Raw genomic sequence first — 17,415 nt, forward strand, 5'->3', positions numbered from 1 at the left:
CAAAAAGAAAAACAAAGACAATCCTTTTATCGTTGAAAACTGGCGCTATCTTGAAGAAGAAGATACCTATATTTGTCCTGCCCATCGGGCAGTTCCTTTCAAACAATACAGTCGTAGAAAAGACCGTGGCGGGTTTGTCCGAGACTTCAAAATCTATGAATGTGAGGATTGTCGGGCATGTCCTGTGTGGAGTCAATGTACGAAAGCCAAAAGCAATCGGAATCGACAGATTCAAGTGAACAATTCATGGCGTTACTTCAAAGCAGAATGCAAGAAGAAGCTTTCAGATGAAAAAACAGGTTCGATTTATCGACAACGGAAAATCGATGTAGAACCAGTGTTTGGGCATCTAAAGGCTCATTTGGCGTTCCATCGTTTCCATTTACGTGGGAAACAAGGAGCGAAGATTGATGTTGGTTTGGCTCTCATGGCACTAAATTTAAGAAAATTAGGGAAATATATGGAGAGAAAGAGAAGGGAAGAAGAAAAAACAAGCCCGATTTTGACATTCATCATCAAAATCGAGCTTGTTTTCTTTTTGAGAGTGGATTATGTCCCACTCCCTAAATCGTCTGTAGCTATGTCTTTAACAATTGGGATATAAATTCGGAAAATCGTTCCTTGATTTATTACACTTTCAGCATCAATTCTACCTTTGTAGCTTTCAACTAATTGTTTGGCGATTGATAGTCCCAGACCGTTTCCGCCTTTATTTCTTGCTCTAGCTTTATCTACTCTATAAAAGCGATTAAATATTTTTTTGAGTTCTTCTTCTGTGATTCCTTCACCAAAGTCTTGTATTGCTATCTCAAATTCGTTAAACGAACGCGAAATAGAAATGTGTACTTCTTTTCTATCTGTGGAATATTTTACTGCATTATCCAAAATAATAATTAGCAATTGTTCAAAATGGTTACGGTAAATTCCTAAAACTACTTCATTCTGTAAATCATCATCTAAGGTCATCCTAAAATCAGGGTAAAGAATTTTAAAGTTGTTAAAGACCTGATAAACAACCTCTTTAGCATTGGATACATGGTTTGCATATTGAACATCCACTTGTTCTGCTCTTGAAAGATCCAGCATCTCCTGAACCAGACTTTTCATTCGAACAATTTCCTGAAGACTGGCTTTCAACGATTCATCTAGAATTTCCGGGTCTTCTTTTCCCCAACGGTTTAGCAGATTTAAATGCCCTTCTATAATAGCTACTGGGGTTCTCAATTCGTGAGAGACATCTTCAACAAACTGTTCTTGCTGTTCGATGTATCTTCTCATTCGATCCAGCATTTCATTAAAGATTCCAGCTAAATCGGCAAGTTCATCTCTTGATTGAATCGCAGGCACATGAGCATCGGACTGGGGATTCTTTCTGACAATCTCCATTGTATCTCTCAAAAGTTTTAATGGTTTTAGGAAATAAGAAGATAGCAGGAATCCCAACACACTACTTAAAATGAGAGAGATACATTCTAATAGGATTAATGTAAAAAGCAATCGGCTTCGTATTTCATAAAAAGATGATAGCTCATAAAAGGCCTGTACGTAGCCTACTTTTTGACGGGCACTTTTAGAGTTAACTGGTTGAATCATCAAAAAGCCGGTATCTTCTCCTATTGTTTCAATTTTTGCTTCCTGTTTTTCTTTTCCTAATAACACAGTTGGTTTTTTTTGTGTTTCAAATAGAAGCAATCCATTAGTATCATAAATAGATAGAAAAAGTGCTGGAGCCCCTAGCTCAGCTATCACATTATCCATCTCCAGTAATGTACCTACAGCAGTTCGCTGATTGTATTCACCAATTTCCGAAGGCGTTGGCGTCTTTATTGCTTCATATACTTCAGTAACAGTCAGTTCGTTTTCAGCATTAGATAGTCGATTAGCTACTTCAATAACAATTCTTTCCAGATTTTCCTGTTCTTTTTCAACAATGAGGTTGACAGATGTTTTATAGGTTATTACTGCAAAGATTGTAAATACAACGAATATAAAGAAAGAACTTGCCAGAGCCCACTTGACAGTCAAAGAGGGCCCTTTCAGTTCTCGTTTTACTATTTCTTTAAATCGGCTCTTTCTCACGAGCGCATCACATAACCTGTTCCCCGAACCGTTTGAATATAGCTTTCTTCTCCGGGAACATCAATTTTGTTGCGCAGGTAACGGATATAAACATCTACAACGTTCGTTTCTACTTCCGTTTCATAGCCCCACACTTTATTTAAGAGAACATCTCTTGCAAGTACCACATTAACATTCTCCATTAATGTCAGCAATAGTTCATATTCTCTTTTTGTCAACTCAATCATTTCAGAGTTGCGGCGAACAACACGATTTTCTTTTTCAATCGTCAAATCACGATACGTAATTGTTGTCTGCTTTGCAATATTTTTGTCCCCTTCAATGTCAATTCGGCGAAGAAGCGCGCGCAAGCGGGCTAACAATTCTTCAATGGCAAAAGGTTTTACAATGTAATCATCTGCTCCGTGGTCCAGACCAGAAACGCGATCAATCACAGAATCTCGTGCAGTCATCATAATAATAGGAGTATTTTTCACTTGACGCACACGACGGCACACTTCAAGTCCATTTAATTCGGGCAACATCAAATCCAGTAATATTGCATCCCAATCGCCACTTAAAGCGGCCTCCAAACCTGTCCGTCCGTTATAGTGAACTTCAGTCACATATCCTTCATGCTTCAACTCCAACTCAACGAAACGGGCTAGGTTTTTTTCATCTTCAATAATTAGAATATTGCTCATTGATTCGTTATCCTTTCTCTCATAGCAGCCATTTTCAGCTTTTCAATTATACCTACTTTTTATATAAAAAGCCAGTAAAACTAGTTTTCCTCTCATTTACATGATTTTCTTATATAAATCCAGATTTTTAGCATGGGGTATATACAATCATAGTACCCGCTGAAAAGCCGTGAAATCTCTCGAAAATATTTGCCGCACAGCTTTGGATTAGCGAAAACAACGATTTCTTATTCTTCATTGTACCAGCTGTAATGATAAATTCCTTCTTTATCAGTTCTTTCGTACGTATGTGCACCAAAGTAATCACGCTGTGCCTGAATCAGGTTTGCTGGCAAACGATCAGAACGATAAGAGTCATAGTAAGCAATAGCGGAAGCAAAAGTCGGAACCGGCACCCCGGCTTGAACCGCCATTCCCACAACATCACGAACAGACTGTTGATATTTTTTAGTAACCTCTACAAAATAGTCATCCAACAGCAGGTTCTCAATTTCCGGATTTTTTTCGTAGGCATCTGTAATCTTTTGAAGAAATTGTGCTCTGATGATACAACCAGCTCGCCAGATTTTCGCAATATCACCAAATGGAAGATCCCACTCATTTTCCTGTGAAGCTACACGCAACTGTGCAAATCCTTGAGCGTAACTCATGATTTTACTGAAATACAAAGCTTCCCGGATTTTTTCAACCAGTTCTTTTTTATCTCCTTGATAATTATAAGCAGCTGGCTTAGAAAGAATTTTAGATGCTTTCACACGTTCTTCCTTATAAGCAGAAATGAAGCGGGCAAATACTGATTCAGTAATCAGCGGAAGCGGCACACCCAAATCTAATGCGCTTTGGCTTGTCCATTTACCAGTTCCTTTATTTCCAGCGGCATCAAGAATAACATCGACGATTGGTGCATCTGTTCCTTCATCATCTTTACGCGTCAGAATATCTGCTGTAATCTCAACTAGATAACTATCCAGTTCGCCTTCATTCCATTCTTTAAAAATATCTGCCATTTCATCAACAGACAGACCAAGAATATTCTTCATCAAATCGTAAGATTCAGCAATTAACTGCATATCTCCGTATTCAATACCATTATGAACCATTTTTACATAGTGACCGGCTCCATTAGGACCAATATAAGTCACACAAGGTTCGCCGTCTTCTGCTTTTGCAGAAATTTTTTCAAGGACTGGTGCTACTAATTCATAGGCTTCTTTTTGTCCGCCAGGCATAATTGACGGTCCCTTCAATGCCCCTTCTTCTCCGCCAGATACACCTGTTCCGATAAAGTTAATACCAGAGTTCGCTAGTTCTTCATTTCTACGCATGGTATCTTTGAAAAACGTATTACCGCCATCAATTAGAATATCCCCTTTATCTAAATGAGGAAGCAGTTCTTGAATCGTTGCATCTGTAGCAAAGCCTGCTTTAACCATCAACATAATGCGACGCGGTTTTTCAATTGAATCGACAAATTCTTCAATTGTATAGGTTGCTTTAAAATTTTTATCCGGATGTTCTTCGACCACTTCGGTTGTTTTAGAACCTGTCCGGTTGAACAATGCAACAGAGTACCCTCTGCTTTCAATATTCAAAGCCAAATTTTTTCCCATTACGGCCATTCCCACTACGCCAAATTGCTGTTTTGTCATCATACATCCTCCCACTTACTAAAAACTCTAAAATTCATTACAATCTATTTTATTATAGCTTAATTTCTAAGTATTGGAAACAAAATCGTTTGAATTTCCAATGGTTCCGCCCTTAAATACAAATGAGCTGTTGGTGAAAAAAACATTCTAACTATAAACTTAATTCGGTTAAAAATTGAAAAAGTTATTTTTTTAAACCGCTTCTTATCATATGGAGGGGTGACTCTTTTCTATTCTTTGACATGCAGCATCTGAAAAAACTGGAAGTAATTTAAGATATCAATCGATGTCAGCTCTTTATTCCATCATTTCGGAAAACACTCTTTGGATATACAAGAAATCACTTAGTTCTATAGACAGTCACTGCTGAAACTCCAAGTCTTATAATAAAAAATCCCTTAGGCTCCATGGTTAGCCTAAGGGATTTTAACATTTTCCAAAAAATGTTTTATGCTTCTGTTGACATTACATTTTTACCATCGTAATGACCACATGCTGGACATACGTGATGGCTCTTTCTCATTTCTCCGCAGTTTGAGCATGCGTTCAAACCTTTGATTGTCAATTTGTAATGTGTACGGCGTTTTGCCTTTTTAGCTTTAGAAGTTCTTCTAGCTGGTACTGCCACTGTTGTTCCACCTCCTTGTAAAAATCTGTGTATACAATATACACAATATATTCCAATCTTGAACTAATTAATCATCTAAGTCATCATTCAATAATTCAGATAATTTAGCAAGACGAGGATCAATCGTTTCTGTTGCTTCTATCTCACGCTGCTGGACATATTCTTCTTCTGAGATAACTTCCCAATCATTTCCTTTAGGCATGTCTTTGCTTTCTTTTTCTGCTTTAGACAATACCTGCAATGGAATTCCCAGCAAAATGTTATCTTCTACAGATTCTGTCAAATCAATCGTTTCAGTATCTAGCAGAATGATTTCTTCAGCGGATAATCGTTCATCTTTCCCTTGGAACTGTTCTTTCGTCATAAATACTTCGTCAACAGTTAACTCCAAAGGCAGTTCTACCGGATCCAAAGACCTAGAAGATGGTACTGTTAGGATAGTCGTCAATTTATAGAATAATAAATAGCCGCTTTTTTCTACTGTCAGCATTCCATTTACCTTTACCGAAGTAATATCAAGAATTTGTTTGTCTCTGTTCATTAAGGACTGTTTTACATCAAGAACTTCTTCAAATTCCAGAGGTCTTTCCTGATATTTATTCAATTCTAATAATGACCATTTCATCTTTATCACTCCTAAGCAACAAGAGTTATTATACAGGGGGATAGACCCTTTGTCAATGAAATTTTCTTTACGGCTTTCTTTCTCTTGTTTTCAAAAAAAACTGTTATCTCATTTTATTTTAATGGTAAACTAATAGATAATAATAGAGGAGGCTCGCTTATGACAATCATTAACTGCAGCAATCTTTCACTAATAAGAGAGAAGAAGGTTCTTTTGAATTCTATCAATTGGAACGTTAACAATCAAGAGCATTGGGCGATACTCGGTTTAAATGGTGCCGGAAAAACCTTACTCCTGCAAATTATTACTGGGTATCTCTGGCCCACTTCAGGTTCTATTACTGTTTTGGGGCAAAAATTTGGTAAAAGCTCTATCCCACAACTTCAGAGAAAAATAGGCTGGGTTAGTACAGCATTACAGCAGAGAATGCATGAAAATGAAACGGCAGAACGAATTGTATTATCCGGAAAATTTGCCAGTATCGGTCTCTATGAAGCATACACTCCGCAGGAGGCCGCAGCAGCAAAAGAAATTTTAATCAACGCAGATGGAGGTTCTTTAATTGGAAAAGAATACCGCGTACTGTCTCAAGGAGAACGGCAGCTTGTTTTGATTTGTCGAGCGCTAATGACAAATCCAGAGTTACTGATTCTTGACGAACCCTGCAATGGTTTAGACTTATTTGCTCGCGAGAGACTACTAAAACAAATTCAATTGATTGCACAACAACCTACATGTCCCACAATACTTTATGTAACCCATCATACAGAAGAAATACTCCCATGTTTTCAACAGCTGCTGCTTTTAAAAAAAGGACAGATTTTTGCTAAAGGGTTGAGACAAACGTTGTTTAATCAGTCTGTCTTAACTGATTTTTATGAGGAACCTATTCAGCTGGTGTCTCTAGAAAACAATAGGATCGCTGTTTTTCCTGCTGTAAATATATAAATTTTACTGTAATATATTAAATCACCACAAAAAAGCTGGTTTTCTGTCCAGCTTTTTTGTGGTGATTTAATCCTTCTTCAACACATTAAAGATATCAACTCCCTGGCGTTGTTGTTAACGTCCAGTTAACCGTTGTAGTATATTCTTTATTTGGCTTAGCAGTACCCCCGTTTACCTTAATCGTTACCTCCTCCGGATTCCAAACTTTTGTTGAAATCTTTTTCCCGGCTTGCCCATCAGCCTTGGCTGAAAAAACAGTTTTAGCGGATGTAGTGATTTCAAGTTCGCTCCCTGTAATGCTCCCATCTGTTACCTGTGCAGCTCCTGTTCTTGTGTTGTAAAATTCTCCCGCCGGCAATGTAATAAATGCACCTGTCAGCTGCTCATCTCCTGATGAAAATGCTCTAGTCATTTCAGCAGTTAAAGACCAGCCATGAACTGTTAAGCGGTCGTCCGATATCTGCACCCATTGTTTAGACAGCTCTTCACTGCTCGTGTTTTTAGGCTTTTGAGCGTAATAGGTACTGTCTTGAATAGCGGCAGTGACATTCCCAAAGTCAAAAACACTTGGAATGTAGTCTAAACGTAATGTTCCCCGATTCCCCGTACCGCCGTTTTCCGATCCATTTGGAGGCAGACTGCCTTCTACAGGATTTTCTGGATTTACAGGTCCTGAAGGTCCTTCATTTACAACAAAAACTGAGATTTCTTTCTCCAAATCTTGAGATAAACCATTTTCTACAGTTGCGCTTACTCCAAGCTTTATCTGATAAATCCCACTTCCAGATGTCGCCTCCAATCCAGCTAGGTCAGTCACCTTGATTTGATCAGTCAATTCCAAGCGGCGTCCGTTACTAATCGTTTCAGCTGCTGCATTTCCCATAGAAAGGATATATCTTTTTATCTCATCCTCTGAAAAATGACTCAGTGTATCCTTATAAATTGTTACATCATCTGCAGTTAAACTAGCTATCTGCTCTCTGACAATCAGCTGTGCCTTAACAGTTGTTGCATTTCCAGCTTCATCCTTTACTAGGACATCGAGTTCATACTCGCCCGCAGCCAGCATGTAACCTTCTACTTGCTCACGGTTGACATACTCATAGTAAAACTGCTGGTTCGAAGGATTACTGTCCTCAGGATTTTTTATAAACAGCTCAGGATTTGGAGCTGGTGTATCTTTTACAGCATAAACGGTTTCAGCTGAAGCTGTAGGAGGTGTTTCATCCACTACAGTTTGAGTTAATTCTAAATATTTTCCTTCTTTAAAGGCATAAACCGCAAGTTCACTTCCTGATTTAAAGTATTTTCCTTCTGGTAGTGTATAACTGTAGTGCCCTTGATCATTTGCCTGTAAAGTAAAATTATCAGTGAATTTCGGGTTGGCTTCACCTGGATTAGTTACTGGACTAATAAGCTGGTTATCCGCTGGATCAATCACTGGCTCAAAAGAGGAATTCGCTGGAATATCTTGAATTCGGACATATGCATTAGGACTAGTTATTCCATACACAGTTTGAGATCCTGGATCAACTTCATTATCTGTAGCTCGTGAATCAATAATCAAATCTACATCAGGAATATACTCAAACTGCACTCTTTGTACATTACGTGTTGAGAAGTCGGTCTCAAAGCGGTTAATCATTTCTTCTGTTAATGAGCTGGCACTTTCAAATTCTGTAGTGTAATTATTATATTTAAGCTTCACTCCAAACATTGGACTCCAACTGTCTGAAGGATTATCCAGCAAATTGTCTCTATTCCACATGTTCACCTTTTGAATATCGACATCCAAAATCCCTCTTTGAGAATAGTAAGGTGCCATATTAATCAGCCCATTTTGATCATTTGTACCTGATATTTCCCCCAATTTTTGTAAATTCACATATTGTGCATCTGAAAATTCAAATACTGCTTGAGGTGAGGTAAAATTCAACAAATAATGGGAAGCTGAAGTGCTATCGCTTACAATATTGAAAATTCCCAACTTTTCAACTATAAACTTAGCTTCTCCAACTGCGTTAATAATTGGTGCGTTAGAAGCGTTCATCCCTGTGGATTGGATATCTAATTTTCCTTCCCTGCCAACTTCCAAAATTGCTTTTGACTCAAGCTGAACCAGGCTTACTGCACCAGTATGCCCATATGCTCGAATATTTAACTCCGCTCTAGACCCAATTTCTACTTTTGAGCTTTCTGAATTTAAATGCAGACTTCGATCATCTAAACGACCTGGCGGAACATTCAGATTAAGTTTAGAGTCTCTCCTTAAAAGTAAGTTTCCACTATCTATTAATACATTTGCTCCGTATGCTTCACCTACTACTGCATTCGGACCAGAGGTCAAAGTCACCTCTGCGCCTTCCTCAAGCACAAGTGAACCACCATTATATAACCGAATATTTCCAGAATTTAAAGTCGTTCCCTCAAAAGTAGTATTTGGCAATAGTGTCAAATTACAAATTTCCAAGTTCGCTTGACTGTCATTATAAATCTGCCAATTGCTTTGAAATGGACTTGTATAATTTTTTTCCTGAATATTTTTAACAGTGCCAGACATAAATACTTGTCCCCATGGAGAATGAAGCAGTTCATTTCCAGTAGCTTCTATATTATGAAAAGTCAATTTTGATTTTGCTTCATTTCCATTCACTCCGTTTGATAAAATACTCAGTGTCATAAAACCATACCAATTGCCATGATAGGTTTTTAAATCTTTCCATACAATGTCCCAGCCATCTGTATTCGTACAAGTATTATCATTCGCACGTAAACAAACAGCTCGAAAGTCAATGGTATGCCCATTCCCTTCAATAACAACTTTACGGGCAATTCCAGTCCCATTTAAAGTTACAAAAGTCGCAGAGTTAGTCACATTATTTGTTGTGCCCAGTGTAAAATTGGAGATAGAAGATGGGCGAGGATTATCAGGAACTTCAAAGGAATCAGTTACATTGATTACTGAGACGCTTGTATCATTCATTCCAGTAACCAGCCCCTCCCAGCTGTTGACATCCATTATCCCATCCACTTGACTAGCCGTATAATCGATAGTTGTTTCAGGCGTTGTTACTTGTGGACTTTCATTAGCTGCTACTTGATTTTTTTCCAAGACATCTACAATAGGGAATGAATCAATAGTTTCTTCTATTTTTGGTTCTGTTAATAACTGAAGAGAAGCTGACGTATCTTTTTCACCAGATATCGATAACTTCTCCACAGTTAAACTGACTGGTTTCAACATATCAGCAGGAATAACCAGCTGAAAAATAGTCTCAAATCCATTCATTTTTATCTCTAATTGATGTCTTTCTTTATCATATAGAATTTGACTATCCTGATTTTTATCGATTATCTCTTGATAAACAGCTCCAACTGGCAATGGAACAATGTAACGATTTCCCTCAAGTGCTTGTTTGTCAACGAGCCTAATAGAAATCAGTTCCTCTTCAGAAAGCCATACTTCATCCGCACCGTCAATTGCTGTTAGTGCAAATGTTTCTGGTGAAGCCTTAATAGGAGTGAAGCGAAACACTGCGGCAAAAATGCCAGTTAGCAACACTAGCAGACAAATTACAGTTCCATTTTTCTTCATTTAAGCCTCACCTCCTGCAGATGATTGCTTCTCCATTTTTAAAAGCAGATAAAGGATACTTGTTAGTATAATGATTAAAAAGCCTATCAGCTTTATTCCTAGTTGAACAGTGTCTCCAGATTTCAAAAAACTGCCGCCTGCATTCTTCGAGATGACACTACTTTCATTTTCAGTTTTTTTCTCTCCTGATTCTTCTGTGCTTTGTAGCGGTTCCTCTGCCCAACCGTCAAATAGAATAGACACTTCGCTTTTTCCAGCAGAATCAGCATAACTGCTGACTGGTAGGGCATATACCAATCCTAGAAAAAGAAGCAGGAGAAGTACTATTATTTTTTTCAAGGTTAAACACCTCTTATTCTCTGTGGTTCGCTTTACACCAGTTAAGAAGTTAGCTTGATTTTTTACGCTTCTTATTGTTTGATTTTTTGCTATCCGGCTTCTTGTTCGTGGATTTCTTTCTCTGCTTCTTTTTTGTCAACACATACGTAATTGCTAAAAGTAACAGGAACAAAAGAACAGAGCCTGCAATCAGCCAAGTCATATCCATTGATTCTGGTTGCGGATCATTGATTGCATTTTCATTATTTTTCTTCGCTTCATCTTGGGTAACAGTAAAGTGCTCCAACCATTCCCAAGTTTTACTACTCCATTTTGGATCCTGCGTTTTTACTATTAAACGCATAGAATATTCTCCAGCCTTCATCTGATCTTTTCCCAAAAATATTGGGAATGAAAACTTAGAATTAGGTGCCATAATCACATCTTCACTTGTATTTTTATAAAGAACTTCATACTCATCCTTTTTCATTACTTCAGCTTGAAAGCTCATTTTAGACATAATAGCAGCCTGATCATTTTGTACATTTGCAAAGAATGCTTTGTGATAGTTTCCTAACCCTTTGGTAATTCCTGTCAAATTAAGGTTGGGCTGCTCTATCTCTTTGTTTACGGTTAATTTAATAGCTAGCGCATAACTATACTTATTATTAATTTGAATACCAGATTGTTTCTTTTTTTCTGTTGTTTGATTTGCTTTTTCAAAATACCAAGAACCTAGAATAACACCATCTTTTGCCTCTTCCGGCACCATGATGACAGCAGTAACAATTTTTTCTCCATTGGCTGGAATTTCTGCTTTAATATCAGATGCTTGGATTTCTGTAAAATCATCCAGCTTAAACCTAAGAGATTCATCATAGCTATCCGCTTGAGAGGTGTATGCAATTTCACCATTTTCATTCGTATGCGCTGCATAAACAGCAGACTCAACAATAATCGGTTCAGAAGCAGTGTTGATAATCCGGGCTTTAATTTCTTTTCTTTCTCCAGGCCGTACAATTAAATCGTAAAAAGAGCTTTCAGAGTCTTCAGAATCGATTTTTTGAACGCTGTAGCCGATAGAACTGTCTTCAGTGTTAGTTTCTGCACTCGCATAGACAGGACATGATTGATTGAAAAACACCAGATAACAATAAAACAGGCTGAGGACAACTGTCCATCTTTTAGCTTTTCTCATCCTATTCATCACCGCTTCTTCCCCTCATTTATTTTATGGTGTTGCTACTGCTGCCAAAGTCCAAGTTATAGTAGCAGAATATCCTTTAGCTTTTGCAGTCATTCCCGGAATTTTTAGAGAAACTTGATCTCCAGCCCAGCTGCTGACAGAAGACATCTTACCAGCATTATTCTGATTTTCTGATTCAAAAACTGTATATTCTGTGGCTGCTACCATTGCGGCTTCAGTTGTTTGTAGGCCCGTTGGCGTAGCAGATCCAGTTAGTTCATTTTTAGCAGATCCTGCTGGGATAGTTAGGATTGATCCAGCCAAACCGTCTACATCATTTTCATCTAGAAATTCTGTACGCTGCGCTTTAACTGTCCAACCATTTTTATCTGTTCTTTTATCTGTTACTTGAATATATTGAACTCTATCTGTTGATTTCGCTTGATATGTTGTTTCAGTAACAGAAGCTTTTACTGTTCCAAAATCAAATTTAACAGGAATTACATCAAGAGATAGCGGTCCTGGATTTCCTGTTTCTTTATTGTGTCCATCACCTGGTGTTGCTGGCTGCGATGGATCATCAGGATCTTTCGCACCAGTTTCAGTCTGATCATTAGAAAAATGAATCTCACCAGGTGTTGTGTCTGCTAATACTGATAATGGAAAGAGACTTGTCATTAAAACCGTTGCTGCTGCACTAATTATTATTTTCTTTTTCATAATCAAAACACTCCTTATGTGTATTATGGATTTGCTACTGCGGTTAGTGTCCAAGTTAAGGTATTTGAATAATTACCAGCTTTTGCTGTATTTTCAGGAACTTTTAATCTTACTTGATTTGGTTCCCAAACTGTTACCGACTGACCTTTTCCAGTTGTCCTATCATCCGTCAAAGTTTTAAACAATGTTGCTTCCGACATATTGACTTCCACAGATTCAGTTTTCAAATTGGAATCAATGGCTGTTGGGGGAATATTTAAGCTGTTTCGAGCATCTCCAGCTGGCAAAATAAGGGTTGCTCCCATCAATGTGTAAGAGTCACTAGATAAATAGCGATCCTGTTTTACTGTAACCTTCCAACCATTAATTCCTGCATTTCTGGCATCTGTAATTTGAATATACTGTCTTACATGATCCCTTCCTTGTGAAATGCCTTCATAGATATGTTCAGACACATACATTTTTTGAACACCAAACTCAAAATTGATAGGAGCTACATCTATAGACAATGGGCCTGGGTTATTTGTTCCTGGGTTATAGGGGTCTACTGGTTGAAGTTTTTGACTAGGATCTTCCGGATTTACTGGAGGTGTAGGCGTATTATTTTCAGTCAACTCAATATGTCCGGAGGTTTCTCCTACAGATTGCGAAACTGCTTCCAACGGCTTTAATACAAGGAGACTCAAAATAAACATGATACAAACTAAGAATACTTTCTGCTTCTTCACCTCTAACACTTCCTTATTATCGCTCATTTTCCTATTAACACATTTCCACCTCCCTTGCTTTTCCTACAGCTCAGTCATATATGTGATTATTTAGCAGTACCCAATTAAAAAAATCACTTCCTCTTTTTCCCCTTATCAAAAATAAATAACTTTCATATTTTTATAGATTTTTTTTAATAATTTTCTTTGTATTCTTGAAGTGAACCCTCCAGCACCGATCAAACTTGATTGATTAGATGTTAGTTGACCAAACTTCATTCCATTAGATATATTTAAATTGTAAACATTATATATATCCTTACATTTAAATAATAAATACTTTTTTTTAAAATTAATATACCTTGTTGCAAATCCATCTCTTTTCTTTGCAATTTCGTCACCCTATCTGTTTGGTTACTGCTGTCGAAGGAGGATTAGCCATGCCTATACTTTATATCTATAATACAAACAATTTATTTTTAACAATAACTGAATCAATCATCGACAAACTTATTTCTACTAATTTTTTGAATATCAAAAAAATTGTTTTATGTGATACAAAAGAGAAACTCTTTAAGGCATCTAAGAATGAACCTGCAATCTTTTTAATTAATATTCGTTTTAATGAGCCAGATGAAGGTATCCACATCGGACAGACTCTTAGAAAAAGAGCTCCCAGAGGAAAACAAATCTATATTGTTCCCTCTGAAAAAGTAATTTTAAATCTTTTAGAACAAAATATTGAACCTTTCTCTTATCTTTTGAAAAATCGTTCTGTCACTTCTCCCGTATTTGAAGAATATCTTTTCGTAACACTAAGAAAAGCCATTATAGCTTTGAACACGGAAAAACAAGAGGAAGATGTTCTCTTATTTCAAGACAGTCGCATAAGAAAAAAAATTAGTTACTCCGAATTACTTTATGTTGAGAATTTTTCTAGGGAAAGAAAAATTAAAGTAGTCACAACCACACAATCCTTTTTTGTAAATGTTTATTTAGGTAAAATAAAACATCAGTTCCATTCTCCTGTTTTTTTTACTGATTCACAATCATTAATTATCAATTTGAAACAAGTGGCTGAAATTCATACAGGGTCTTCCTATTTGCGCTTTAAAAATGAACTTTATTTACCAGTTTCTCCCTATCTCATGAAAAAAATAGTAAAGCATATTAAATGTTCAGAGACAGCCGATTATGTTCAATTCAAACAAAAAAAGAGCAGAAAAAAAATGAGCAGGACATAAACTCATCGAGTCATATCCCGCTCACATGGAATTTTGATAAACGATGGGAACAGAAACAAGCCCTTTAAAAATAAGCCGAAATTCACAAAAATTTTGAAAAGCAATTTTTGTGAATTTCGGCCTATTTCTCAGGACTAAACACTTCCGTCCCATCTCTTATCTAATTATTAGATTGCTGTTGTAGCACCACGGTATACAATACCACGTCTAGGATCAACAGTAATTAATTCATCATTTGAAATCAAGTCAGTTGCTTCAACAGCACCAACAATTACTGGAATATCTTTAGCAATTGCTACAACTGCTGCATGAGAAGTCAAACCACCTTCTTCAACGATCAAAGCAACAGCGTTATCAATAGCAGGCATATAATCTTTATCTGTTGTTTTCACAACTAAGATTGAACCATCAACCATATTTTGATTTGCTTCTGCTGCGGACTTAGCTACAACTGCTTTTGCAATTACAGCCTCTTCACCAATACCTTGACCTTGTGTAAGCTTAGATCCAATCATTTGAATCTTCATAAGGTTAGTTGTTCCTTTTTCACCAACTGGAACACCGGCAGTAATAATGATTAAGTCGCCTTCACTAGCAAAACCGTTGTCTTGAGAAATTTTTGTAGCTAATGTGAATACTTCATCTGTACTTGATGGTTTTTCAGCAACAACAGCTGAGACGCCCCAAGAAAGAGACAGGCTGCGGGCTTTCTGTTCTGAGAAAGTAATCGCAACAATATGAGCTTTTGGACGGTATTTAGAAATCATGCGGGCTGTATGACCAGATTCAGTTGCTGCCACGATTGTTTGAATTCCTAAATTACGTGCTGTGTGCCCTACTGATTGACCAATCGCTTCTGTCATATCTGTTTTACTATAAAGTTTCAATGCAAATGCATCTTGATTCACTAATGCTTCTTCGGTACGAACAGCAATACGTGCCATTGTTTGAACAGCTTCTAATGGATAATCTCCTGCAGCTGTTTCACCAGAAAGCATAACCGCATCTGTTCCATCATAAATCGCATTTGCCACGTCATTCGCTTCAGCACGAGTTGGACGAGGATTACGCTGCATAGAATCCAACATTTGTGTCGCTGTAATTACCGGCTTACCAAGGGCATTACATTTTTTGATTAGTTCTTTTTGAGCAACTGGAACATCCTCAGTTGGAATTTCTACACCAAGGTCTCCACGAGCAACCATTAAACCATCAGAAATTTTTAGGATTTCGTCAATGTTGTCGATTCCTTCTTGGTTTTCGATTTTAGGAATGATTTGAATATGTGTTGCATCATGATCTTCCAAAATTTTAGTAATTTCCATTACGTCTGTTGCACGACGAACGAAGCTTGCTGCGATGAAATCAACACCTTGTTCAATACCAAAACGGATATCCGCTGCATCTTTTTCAGTAATACCAGGAAGATTTACTGAAACTCCAGGAACGTTTACACCTTTTTTGTTTTTCAGAACACCTTCATTTTTAACTAATGTTACGATTTCGTTTGCATCACGGTCAATATCAGAAACTTCTAAATCAATTAATCCATCATCTAAAAGGATATGTGAACCAATATTCACATCGTTAATCAATTCTGGATAAGTGATAGAGAATTTTTCATTTGTTCCTTGTACTTCAGTCATGGAAATACGGATAACATCACCAGTTTTTAGTGTGATTGCGCCATTTTCCATATCGTTCGTACGGATTTCAGGACCTTTTGTATCTAGTAAAATTGCTACTCTTTTTCCAGTGATTTTCATTGCTTCGCGAATATTTTTGATACGGTTGCCATGTTCTTCAAAATCTCCATGTGAGAAATTCAGACGGCAGACATTCATTCCCGCATTCATTAAGTCGACAAGCATTTCAACTGTTTCACTTGCTGGTCCAATCGTACATACGATTTTAGTTTTTTTCATTACCAAACGCTCCATTCGATTTTTTTATACAAAAGCTTAAAAGCCTAATATACAGTTTTCACTTTCTTAAAATGAAATTTCTTTATTCAAATCATAAAGAGATAAGTCAGGTTTATGTTTGTTGTTTTCCAGTGTATCAACGATATCAGCTGCAACTACTTTATTGTCCAGCATACCGATGCACAAGCCTCCCTTGCCATCTTTAAGCAATTCTACAGCATAAGAGCCAAACTTGCTTGCTAAAACGCGGTCTCTTGCGCTTGGTGATCCACCACGGACAACGTGTCCCAGAATGGAAACCCGTGTATGGAAATCGCCATAGGTAGACAATTTATCTGCAAATTCATTGCCCCCCATTACACCTTCAGCAAGAACAATTAGGCAATGTTTTTTCCCACGGTCACGACCATCTTGAATTCGTTTAGCAACAGTAGCCATGTCAAAGTCATGCTCAGGAATAATGATCTCATCTGCTCCGCCGGCAACGCCAGACCAAAGAGCGATATCCCCTGCGTCACGTCCCATCACTTCGATAACGAATGTACGTACATGAGATGTTGCTGTATCACGAATACGGTCAATAGATTCAAGAACTGTATTAATCGCTGTATCAAAGCCAATTGTGAAGTCTGTTCCTGGAATGTCATTATCGATAGTTCCTGGAATCCCCACAGCTGGATAGCCGCGTTTTGTCAAAGCCATCGCCCCATGATAAGAGCCGTCTCCGCCAATTACAACTAAACCTTCAATTCCGAATTTTTTCAACTGTTCAATTCCTTTTAGCTGACCTTCTTCAGTTGCAAATTCCGGGTAACGTGCTGAATAAAGGAACGTTCCTCCCCGCTGAATCTTGTCACCAACATCTGCAATATCCAAACGACGAATATCTCCAGCTACTAGTCCGGCAAAACCGTAGTTGATTCCATATACTTCAATACCATCAAAGATTGCTTTACGAACAACTGCACGAATCGCAGCGTTCATTCCCGGAGCGTCTCCTCCACTGGTTAAAATACCGATACGTTTCATTCGCTCTTTCACCTCATACTAAATATTATACTGCTGATAAAACGTTGCTGCTTTACCATTAACTATACAAAAATACCAC

At 37.6% G+C, this 17,415-nt stretch carries 15 protein-coding genes; 3 read left to right on the forward strand and 12 right to left on the reverse strand.

The features are described 5' to 3' along the window. Positions 1-604 (forward strand): transposase (locus AC1Z3K_RS16380; protein WP_461733322.1); only part of this gene is annotated, 604 nt, incomplete at its 5' end. Here AC1Z3K_RS16380 and AC1Z3K_RS16385 read toward each other — a convergent pair. The 5 genes from AC1Z3K_RS16385 to AC1Z3K_RS16405 all read right to left on the reverse strand — a co-directional run bounded on the left by AC1Z3K_RS16385 (position 550) and on the right by AC1Z3K_RS16405 (position 5,664). Next, positions 550-2,079, reverse strand: a complete 1,530-nt coding sequence (locus AC1Z3K_RS16385; RefSeq protein WP_461733323.1) for a HAMP domain-containing sensor histidine kinase — start codon at positions 2,077-2,079, stop codon at positions 550-552. The two genes, AC1Z3K_RS16380 and AC1Z3K_RS16385, sit on opposite strands and share 55 nt — an antisense overlap. Further along, entirely contained in the window at positions 2,076-2,762 is a 687-nt protein-coding gene (locus tag AC1Z3K_RS16390) for a response regulator transcription factor (protein WP_426080698.1), read from the reverse strand. The genes AC1Z3K_RS16385 and AC1Z3K_RS16390 overlap by 4 nt, the downstream gene beginning before the upstream one ends. Before the next feature lie 227 nt (positions 2,763-2,989). Then, entirely contained in the window at positions 2,990-4,411 is a 1,422-nt protein-coding gene (gndA, locus tag AC1Z3K_RS16395; RefSeq protein ID WP_426080699.1) for an NADP-dependent phosphogluconate dehydrogenase, read from the reverse strand. A gap of 448 nt (positions 4,412-4,859) precedes the next feature. Then, on the reverse strand, positions 4,860-5,039 hold the full coding sequence (gene rpmF, locus AC1Z3K_RS16400) for a 50S ribosomal protein L32 (RefSeq protein WP_426080700.1): 180 nt from the start codon (positions 5,037-5,039) through the stop codon (positions 4,860-4,862). A gap of 67 nt (positions 5,040-5,106) precedes the next feature. Beyond that, entirely contained in the window at positions 5,107-5,664 is a 558-nt protein-coding gene (locus tag AC1Z3K_RS16405; RefSeq protein ID WP_426080701.1) for a YceD family protein, read from the reverse strand. Between the two features lie 159 nt (positions 5,665-5,823). Here AC1Z3K_RS16405 and AC1Z3K_RS16410 point away from each other — a divergent pair, with 159 nt between their 5' ends. Further along, complete coding sequence (locus AC1Z3K_RS16410) at positions 5,824-6,612, forward strand: ABC transporter ATP-binding protein (RefSeq protein WP_426080702.1); 789 nt, start codon at positions 5,824-5,826, stop codon at positions 6,610-6,612. Between the two features lie 94 nt (positions 6,613-6,706). Here the strand turns inward: AC1Z3K_RS16410 and AC1Z3K_RS16415 are convergent, their stop codons facing one another. Genes AC1Z3K_RS16415 through AC1Z3K_RS16435 form a run of 5 tightly spaced genes read right to left on the reverse strand, consistent with a single transcriptional unit; the run spans position 6,707 to position 13,159 of the window. After that, the gene (locus AC1Z3K_RS16415) at positions 6,707-10,207 is read right to left on the reverse strand and encodes a WxL domain-containing protein (protein ID WP_461733324.1); all 3,501 of its coding nucleotides are present in this window, start codon (positions 10,205-10,207) and stop codon (positions 6,707-6,709) included. Further along, the gene (locus AC1Z3K_RS16420; protein WP_461733325.1) at positions 10,208-10,546 is read right to left on the reverse strand and encodes a hypothetical protein; all 339 of its coding nucleotides are present in this window, start codon (positions 10,544-10,546) and stop codon (positions 10,208-10,210) included. 49 nt (positions 10,547-10,595) lie between these two features. Beyond that, a complete protein-coding gene (locus AC1Z3K_RS16425) occupies positions 10,596-11,732 on the reverse strand; it encodes a WxLIP family cell surface protein (protein WP_461733326.1) in 1,137 nt (378 codons plus the stop codon). A 24-nt stretch (positions 11,733-11,756) separates the two neighbouring features. Further along, positions 11,757-12,431 (reverse strand): WxL domain-containing protein, encoded by a 675-nt coding sequence (locus tag AC1Z3K_RS16430; protein ID WP_426080707.1) that lies wholly within the window; start codon positions 12,429-12,431, stop codon positions 11,757-11,759. Positions 12,432-12,454: 23 nt separating this feature from the next. Then, the gene (locus AC1Z3K_RS16435) at positions 12,455-13,159 is read right to left on the reverse strand and encodes a WxL domain-containing protein (protein ID WP_426080708.1); all 705 of its coding nucleotides are present in this window, start codon (positions 13,157-13,159) and stop codon (positions 12,455-12,457) included. 419 nt (positions 13,160-13,578) lie between these two features. On the opposite strand from AC1Z3K_RS16435, the gene AC1Z3K_RS16440 reads away from it, so the two are divergent. Next, positions 13,579-14,382 carry a LytTR family transcriptional regulator DNA-binding domain-containing protein gene (locus AC1Z3K_RS16440; protein ID WP_461733327.1) on the forward strand — a complete coding sequence of 268 codons (804 nt, stop codon included), beginning with the start codon at positions 13,579-13,581 and terminating at the stop codon, positions 14,380-14,382. Between the two features lie 167 nt (positions 14,383-14,549). Here AC1Z3K_RS16440 and pyk read toward each other — a convergent pair whose 3' ends face one another. Together pyk and pfkA are read right to left on the reverse strand one after the other, a co-directional pair. Beyond that, complete coding sequence (gene pyk, locus AC1Z3K_RS16445) at positions 14,550-16,307, reverse strand: pyruvate kinase (protein ID WP_461733328.1); 1,758 nt, start codon at positions 16,305-16,307, stop codon at positions 14,550-14,552. A gap of 66 nt (positions 16,308-16,373) precedes the next feature. After that, on the reverse strand, positions 16,374-17,336 hold the full coding sequence (gene pfkA, locus AC1Z3K_RS16450) for a 6-phosphofructokinase (protein WP_426080711.1): 963 nt from the start codon (positions 17,334-17,336) through the stop codon (positions 16,374-16,376). Positions 17,337-17,415 lie beyond the last annotated feature (79 nt).

The sequence above is a fragment of the Enterococcus sp. LJL128 genome, from assembly GCF_056924295.1.